9 protein-coding genes and 1 tRNA gene are annotated in these 6,204 nt (G+C 69.5%); 5 read left to right on the top strand and 5 right to left on the bottom strand.

Annotated elements, in window-relative coordinates; genetic code table 11:
• The coding region (locus AC01Y6_RS09230) for a sulfurtransferase (protein WP_476671237.1) at positions 1-808 on the top strand (808 nt) is incomplete at its 5' end.
• Between the two features lie 33 nt (positions 809-841).
• On the opposite strand, the gene sdaAA is transcribed toward AC01Y6_RS09230, so the two are convergent.
• On the bottom strand, positions 842-1,696 hold the full coding sequence (gene sdaAA, locus AC01Y6_RS09225) for an L-serine ammonia-lyase, iron-sulfur-dependent, subunit alpha (RefSeq protein ID WP_347240292.1): 855 nt from the start codon (positions 1,694-1,696) through the stop codon (positions 842-844).
• A 36-nt stretch (positions 1,697-1,732) separates the two neighbouring features.
• On the opposite strand from sdaAA, the gene AC01Y6_RS09220 reads away from it, so the two are divergent.
• Complete coding sequence (locus tag AC01Y6_RS09220; RefSeq protein WP_428722118.1) at positions 1,733-2,308, top strand: response regulator; 576 nt, start codon at positions 1,733-1,735, stop codon at positions 2,306-2,308.
• A 9-nt stretch (positions 2,309-2,317) separates the two neighbouring features.
• Here AC01Y6_RS09220 and rplS read toward each other — a convergent pair whose 3' ends face one another.
• The 4 genes from rplS to AC01Y6_RS09200 are packed head-to-tail and all read right to left on the bottom strand — an operon-like array spanning position 2,318 to position 4,225.
• Positions 2,318-2,725, bottom strand: coding sequence for a 50S ribosomal protein L19 (rplS, locus tag AC01Y6_RS09215; protein WP_347240294.1), 408 nt, complete (start codon positions 2,723-2,725; stop codon positions 2,318-2,320).
• Between the two features lie 56 nt (positions 2,726-2,781).
• Complete coding sequence (trmD, locus tag AC01Y6_RS09210; protein ID WP_428716753.1) at positions 2,782-3,501, bottom strand: tRNA (guanosine(37)-N1)-methyltransferase TrmD; 720 nt, start codon at positions 3,499-3,501, stop codon at positions 2,782-2,784.
• Positions 3,501-3,989, bottom strand: a complete 489-nt coding sequence (gene rimM, locus AC01Y6_RS09205; protein ID WP_347240296.1) for a ribosome maturation factor RimM — start codon at positions 3,987-3,989, stop codon at positions 3,501-3,503. Before rimM ends, trmD begins: the two co-directional genes overlap by 1 nt.
• 17 nt (positions 3,990-4,006) lie before the next feature.
• Entirely contained in the window at positions 4,007-4,225 is a 219-nt protein-coding gene (locus tag AC01Y6_RS09200; protein WP_476671235.1) for a KH domain-containing protein, read from the bottom strand.
• A 63-nt stretch (positions 4,226-4,288) separates the two neighbouring features.
• Between AC01Y6_RS09200 and trpS the strand changes: the two genes are divergently transcribed.
• From trpS to AC01Y6_RS09185, 3 genes are all read left to right on the top strand, one after another.
• A complete protein-coding gene (gene trpS / locus AC01Y6_RS09195; protein ID WP_476671234.1) occupies positions 4,289-5,302 on the top strand; it encodes a tryptophan--tRNA ligase in 1,014 nt (337 codons plus the stop codon).
• Positions 5,299-5,961: a chromosome segregation protein ScpA gene (locus AC01Y6_RS09190; RefSeq protein WP_476671232.1), complete on the top strand. Its 663-nt coding sequence runs from the start codon at positions 5,299-5,301 to the stop codon at positions 5,959-5,961. The genes trpS and AC01Y6_RS09190 overlap by 4 nt, the downstream gene beginning before the upstream one ends.
• 16 nt (positions 5,962-5,977) lie before the next feature.
• Positions 5,978-6,064, top strand: a tRNA-Leu gene (locus AC01Y6_RS09185).
• The last annotated feature ends 140 nt before the right edge of the window (positions 6,065-6,204 follow it).

Raw genomic sequence — 6,204 nt, 5'->3', positions numbered from 1 at the left:
GCACCTGAAAGACCCGAGGGTCCGGGTTCTGGAGGTGGACGAGGACATCCTCCTCTACGAGACGGGCCACATCCCCGGGGCCCAGAAGATTGACTGGCAGCGGGACTTCTGGGACCCGGTGGTGCGGGACTTCATCGGCGAGGAGGAGTTCGCCAAGCTCATGGAGAGGCTCGGCATCTCCAACGACACCACCGTGGTGCTCTACGGGGACAAGAGCAACTGGTGGGCCGCCCACGCCTTCTGGTTCTTCAAGTACAACGGCCACGAGGACGTGCGCCTCATGAACGGCGGGCGGCAGAAGTGGGTGGAGGAGGGACGGCCCCTCACCACCGAGGTGCCCTCCTATCCCCCGGGCCGCTACGAGGTCCCCTACCGGGACGAGTCCATCCGGGCCTACCGGGACGACGTCCTGGAGCAGATCATCAAGGTGAAGGAGGGCAAGGGTGCCCTGGTGGACGTGCGTAGCCCCGAGGAGTACCGCGGGGAGCTCACCCACATGCCCGACTACCCCCAGGAGGGGGCCCTAAGGGCGGGGCACATCCCCGGGGCCAAGAACATCCCCTGGGACAAGGCGGTGAACCCCGACGGCACCTTCAAAAGCGCCGAGGAGCTTCAGGCCCTCTACGAGCCCTTGGGGGTCACCAAGGACAAGGACGTGGTGGTCTACTGCCGCATTGCCGAGCGGTCCAGCCACTCCTGGTTCGTCCTCAAGTACCTCCTGGGCTACCCCCGGGTGAAAAACTACGACGGCTCCTGGACGGAGTGGGGCAACCTGGTGGGGGTGCCCATCGCCAAGGGCGAGGAGTAGCGCCGCCCCATGCGGGCTCGCGCCCCGGAAGCGCTACGTTTTCTTCAGGGCCTCTTCCGCAAGCCTCCGGCCCGTGGGGGTGTCGGCCAGGCCCCCGAGGCCCGTTTCCTTGAGCTCCAGGGGAAGGAGGCGGCCGATGCCCGCCATGGCCAGGACCACCTCGTCCGGGGGGATGACGCTCCTTATCCCCGCGAGGGCCATGGAGGCGGCGCTCACCGCGTGGACGGCGTAGAAGCCGTTGCGCATCACGCAGGGCACCTCCACGAACCCCCCCACGGGGTCGCAGACCAGGCCCAGGGTGTTCTGCAGGGCCAGGGCGGCGGCGTGGGCCGAGGCCTCGGGGCTTCCGCCCAAAAGCTCGGTCACGGCGGCCGCGGCCATGGCGGCGCTAGAGCCGATCTCCGCCTGGCATCCCCCGCTCGCCCCGGAGATGTGGATGACCCGGCTGATCATCTTGGCCACCCCGGCGGCCAGGACCAAGGGCATGAGGAGCTTCTCGTCGGGAATCCCCAGGTGGTCCGCCACCCCCAAAAGGGCCCCGGGAAGCGTTCCGGCGCTTCCCGCCGTGGGGGCGGCCACGATGCGCCCCATGCGGGCGTTTTCCTCGTTCACCGCCATGGCGTAGGCCTGCACCCGCTTGAGAAGGGGGTCCCGCAGGGGGTCCGGGGCCTCCCAGAGGGTCTTGGCGTTTTTGCCCACCAGGCCCGCCACGCTGGGGGCGTCGGAGGCGAGGCCCCTTCGGATGGAGTCCCGCATCACCTCAAGCCTTTCGGCCATCTTGGAGAGGATGACCTCAGGGGGAATGCCCGTTTCCTCCACCTCCTCCCGGAGGACGTGCTCCGAGGCCAGGCCCGAAAGCTCGGCCAGGGCGCTTAAGGTCAGAGGCATGCCCTGAGTATAGCCCCTTGGAGTAGCCTGAGGGGGATGCGGCTTCTCATCGCTGACGACCACCCCCTCTTCCGCCTCGGCCTTAGGGCGGGCCTCGAGGCCGAGGGCCTAAAGGTGGTGGCCGAGGCGGCCAACGGGCAAGAAGCCCTGGAGAAGGCCCTCTCCTTGAGGCCGGAGGCCGTCCTCCTGGACCTCCGCATGCCGGGGTTGGACGGCATCGCCTGCGCCCGGAAGCTCAGGGAGGCGGGGTACGGGGGCGTCATCGCCCTCCTCACCACCTACCTCGAGCCCGCCCTCCTCCGGGAGGCCGCCCGGGCGGGGGCCGACGCCTACTTCTCCAAGGAGCTCTCCGCCCCCGAGCTGAAGCGGCGCCTCCTCCGGGTGCTCGCCGGGGAGGAGCGCCTCACCCCCCCGGACCTCCCCCGCCTCACCCCCCGGGAGGAGGCGGTGCTCAGGCTCCTGGCCCAAGGGCTTTCCGGCAAGGAGATGGCGAGGGCCCTCGGCCTCTCCCCGGACACGGTGAAGGACCACCTGGAAAGCCTCTACGGGAAGCTGGGGGCCCGCAACCGGGTGGAGGCCCTGGAGAGGGCCCGCGCCCTGGGGTTTATCTAAGGCCCTCTCCTATCCCTCCTGGGCGGCTCCCTTGGCCTTGTCCATGTCCTGCCCGGTGCGCTTGCGGTCCACCCGGAGCTTGCGGCGGATCTCCCGCTCGGAAAGCTCGCGGATAAAGTAGAGCTTGGCCCGGCGGGCCCGGCCCCGCTGGACGATCTCCACCTTCTCGATGAGGGGGGAGTTCAGGGGAAAGATGCGCTCCACCCCCACCCCGTAGCTCACCTTGCGCACGGTGAAGCTGGAGTTGTAGCCGTTGCGCTTGACCTTGATGACGATGCCCTCAAAGTTCTGGATGCGGCTCCGGTTGCCTTCCTTCACCCGGTAGGCCACCCGCACGGTGTCCCCGGGGCGGAACTCGGGCAGGTCGGTGCGGGCGTAGCGGGATTCCACCACCTTCAAAAGCGCGCCTCGGTTCATGCCAAGCCTCCCGTCCCAGAGGAACCCTTAGGGGTTCATGGGCAACAGCCTCCAGTTTAGCCCTCCCGGTCCAGTTCCGCAAGCCAGGCCGCCTCCAGGGCCCCGATGCGGGCCTCCCGGAGAAGCTCGGGCCTAAAGGCCAGGGTGCGCCTCAGGGCCTCCTTCCTTCGGAAGCGGAGCACCTCCTGGTGGTTCCCGGAGAGGAGGACCTCGGGCACCTTAAGCCCCCGGAACTCGGGGGGGCGGGTGTAGTGGGGGAAGTCCAGAAGCCCCCGCACGAAGGAGTCCTCCCGGTGGCTCTCCGGGTCGCCGATGACCCCGGGGACGAGGCGGGCGGTGGCCTCGAGGACCGCCAGGGCGGCCACCTCCCCCCCCATGAGCACGTAGTCGCCGATGGAAAGCACCCGGGTGACGAAGGCCTCCACCCGGGCGTCAAACCCCTCGTAGCGGCCGCAGAGGAGGACCAGATGCCCCTTCTTCGCCAGGTCCTCCGCCACCCCCTGGGTAAAGGGCTCCCCCGCCGGGGAGAGGAGGATGACCTCGTCCGCCGGGCCCGCGGCCTCCAGGGCGGCCACGGCCACGTCGGCCCGGATCACCATCCCCGCCCCCCCGCCATAGGGGGTGTCGTCCACCGCGCGGTGCCGCCCCAGGCCATAGGCCCGGAGGTCCACCACCTCCACCTCAAGAAGCCCCCTCTCCCGGGCCTTGGCGATGAGGGACTCCTCCAGCCAGGGCCGGACGAGGCCGGGGAAGAGGGTGAGGAGGGTGTAGCGCATCAGTCAAAGAGGCCGGGGATGGGCTCCACGTGGATGGCCCCTTCCTCCACCCGCACGTAGGGGGCCTGGAGGGGCACCAGGCGCTCGGCCCGGTCCCGTAGCCTCTCCCTCACCCCCCGGATCACCAGGACGTCCTGGGCCCCGGCGTCCAGGATGTCCACCACCTCCCCCACCTGCTCGCCCTCCACGTAGACGGGCAGGCCCATGAGGGCGAAGTAGTAGTACCGCCCCTCCTCCAGGGGGGGGAGGTCCGCCACCTCGGCGTAAACCCTGAGGCCCACCAGGGCTTCGGCCAGCTCCCGGCTTTCCACCCCGGCCAGGTGGACCACCAGCTCCTCCCCCACCCGGTAAAGGTCCTCCACCGCCCGCCAGCCGTGGCCTTCCACGTAGACCCGCTCCAGGTGGAGGAGGACCGGTTCCCCCCGGAACTTGAGCCCGCCCTTCAGGGCGAAGGGGGCTCCGAAGCGGCCGATCTCCACCAGGCGCATACCCTCATTCTAGGGCCTCAGCGCACCTCCACCCCCACCTTGCGCTTGGCGTAGGCCCGCACCAGGGTGCGGATGGCCTCGATCACCCGCCCCCCCTTCCCGATGAGGCGGCCCTTGTCCTCCAGGGCCACCTCCACCACGTAAAGGGGCCCCTCCGGGCCCCGCCGCTCCTGGACCCGCACCGCCTCGGGGCGGTCCACCACGCTCTTGGCCAGGTACTCCACCAGGTCCTTCATCCCTCCATCCTAACCCACCCCCGGCGTTGACGCCCCGGCCCGCACCCCCTACCCTGGGAGGTAATGAAACGGGTTCTCTCCGGCATCCAGCCCTCGGGGGAGATCCACATCGGCAACTACCTGGGGGCCATCAAGCAGTGGGTGGAGATCGGGGAAAAGCTGGGGCGGGACGCCTTCTTCTGCATCGTGGACTACCACGCCCTCACCAACCCCCTGGCCTACGACCCCAAGACCCTCGCCCAGCGCACCTTTGAGGCCGCCCTGGTGAACATGGCGGCGGGGCTTGACCCCGAGCGGGTCACCCTCTTCGTCCAGTCCCACGTGCCCGAGCACACCGAGCTCGCCTGGGTCTTCACCACCCTAAGCCCCTTGGGGGACCTCACCCGCATGACCCAGTTCAAGGACAAGGCCAGCAAGCAGGAGACCATTTGGGCGGGCCTCCTCATGTACCCCGTGCTCCAGGCGGCGGACATCCTCGTCTACAAGGCGGACACCGTCCCCGTGGGGGAGGACCAGGTGCAGCACATTGAGCTCACCCGGGAGATCGCCCGCCGCTTCAACCACCTCTTCGGGGAAACCTTCCCCGAACCCCAGGCCCTCCTGAACCCCGAGGCCCCGAGGGTTCCCGGGATTGACGGCAAGGCCAAGATGAGCAAGTCCTTAGGGAACACCATCGGCCTCCTGGAGCCCGAGGAGAGCATCTGGCAGAAGATCCAGCACCTCCCCGACGACCCCCAGAGGATCCGCCTCTCCGACCCCGGGGACCCCGAGCGCACCGTCGTCTTCACCTACCTCTCCTACTTCGCCCCCAAGGAGCTGGTGGAGGCCCTGAAGGAGGAGTACCGGAAGGCGGGGGTGGGGACCCTTACGGTGAAGCGGGTCCTCTTTGAACACCTCATGCGGACCCTGAGGCCCATAAGGGAAAGGGCCGAGGCCCTGAAGCGGGACCCGGACTACGTCATGGACGCCCTGCTGGAGGGGGCCCGGCGGGCCAGGGAGGTGGCCAGGGCCACCATGGAGGAGGTGCGGGAGAAGGTGGGGCTTCTCCTGCCCAAGAAGCGCCCGGTCCTGCGGTGATCCACCTCAGCTTCCCCGGCTTCACGGGCTCCCTCGAGGCCCTGCGGGAGGCCCTAAGGCGGGGCCGCCTCTCCCCCAAGGAGGTCCCCGTCCTCCTGGTGGTGGACCAAGCCCTCTCCCAGGTCCCCGAGGACCTGAAGGCCAGGAGCGAACTCCTTCCCGTGCTGGCCGAGCTCCTCCTCCTCAAGCTCGCCCCGGAAAAGGCCCTCATCCCCAAGGAGGAGGGAGAAGAGGCCCCCCTGGTCCGGGTCCTCCTGGGCCTCTCCGAGACCGTGGCCTTCCTCGAGGCCCGCCTCAAGCGGAGGGCCCGCCTCCTCCCCGTGCCCCCCCCTCCCCTGCCCAAGCCCGCCCTCCGCCTCCCCCCCAAGGCCCTCCTCCAGGCGGCCCGGGGCTTTCAGAAGGCGGTGCTCCGCCTGCCCCAAGGAGGCTTCGGCCTAAAGGAGGCCTGGGCGAGGCTAAGGCCCCTCCTCAAGGGGCGGGTGGTCTTCCAGAGCCTCCCCTTCCCCGCCTGGGCCGAGCGGGCGGTGGCCTTCGCCGCCCTTCTGGAGGCCCATCGCCTGGGCCAGGTGCGCCTTTACCAGGAGGCCCCCTTCGCCCCCCTCCACGTGGAGGCCTTGGGCGAACTTCAGGACCTTGACGAGGGGAGGGGCGTGGCCTAGAATGATCCTTGCGTCTGCCGGGGTGGCGGAATTGGTAGACGCGCACGATTCAGGGTCGTGTGCCCGCGAGGGCGTGCGGGTTCAAGTCCCGCCCCCGGCACCAAGGGGCCCCGCGAAGGCGGGGCCTTTGCCACTTGCCCCTCGGGCCCCAAGGGAGCAAACTGGGCGGGGAGGAAGGGGATGAAGGCCTACCTCGGCCTCTACGCCGCCAGGCTGGAGACCCCGGCCCGGAGCCTCAAGGAG

The sequence above is a fragment of the Thermus sp. genome (assembly GCF_056332225.1).
Note: the sequence above shows the minus strand (reverse complement) of the source record. Positions and strands in the feature narration are given on the sequence as shown.

What these genes read in the sequence shown, in the direction of transcription:
- rplS (WP_347240294.1), bottom strand. Translation starts at nt 2,725, where the DNA reads ATGAACCGAGGCGCGCTTTTGAAGGTGGTGGAATCCCGCTACGCCCGC.
- trpS (WP_476671234.1), top strand. Translation starts at nt 4,289, where the DNA reads ATGAAACGGGTTCTCTCCGGCATCCAGCCCTCGGGGGAGATCCACATC.
- sdaAA (WP_347240292.1), bottom strand. Translation starts at nt 1,696, where the DNA reads ATGCCTCTGACCTTAAGCGCCCTGGCCGAGCTTTCGGGCCTGGCCTCG.
- trmD (WP_428716753.1), bottom strand. Translation starts at nt 3,501, where the DNA reads ATGCGCTACACCCTCCTCACCCTCTTCCCCGGCCTCGTCCGGCCCTGG.
- rimM (WP_347240296.1), bottom strand. Translation starts at nt 3,989, where the DNA reads ATGCGCCTGGTGGAGATCGGCCGCTTCGGAGCCCCCTTCGCCCTGAAG.
- AC01Y6_RS09220 (WP_428722118.1), top strand. Translation starts at nt 1,733, where the DNA reads ATGCGGCTTCTCATCGCTGACGACCACCCCCTCTTCCGCCTCGGCCTT.
- AC01Y6_RS09200 (WP_476671235.1), bottom strand. Translation starts at nt 4,225, where the DNA reads ATGAAGGACCTGGTGGAGTACCTGGCCAAGAGCGTGGTGGACCGCCCC.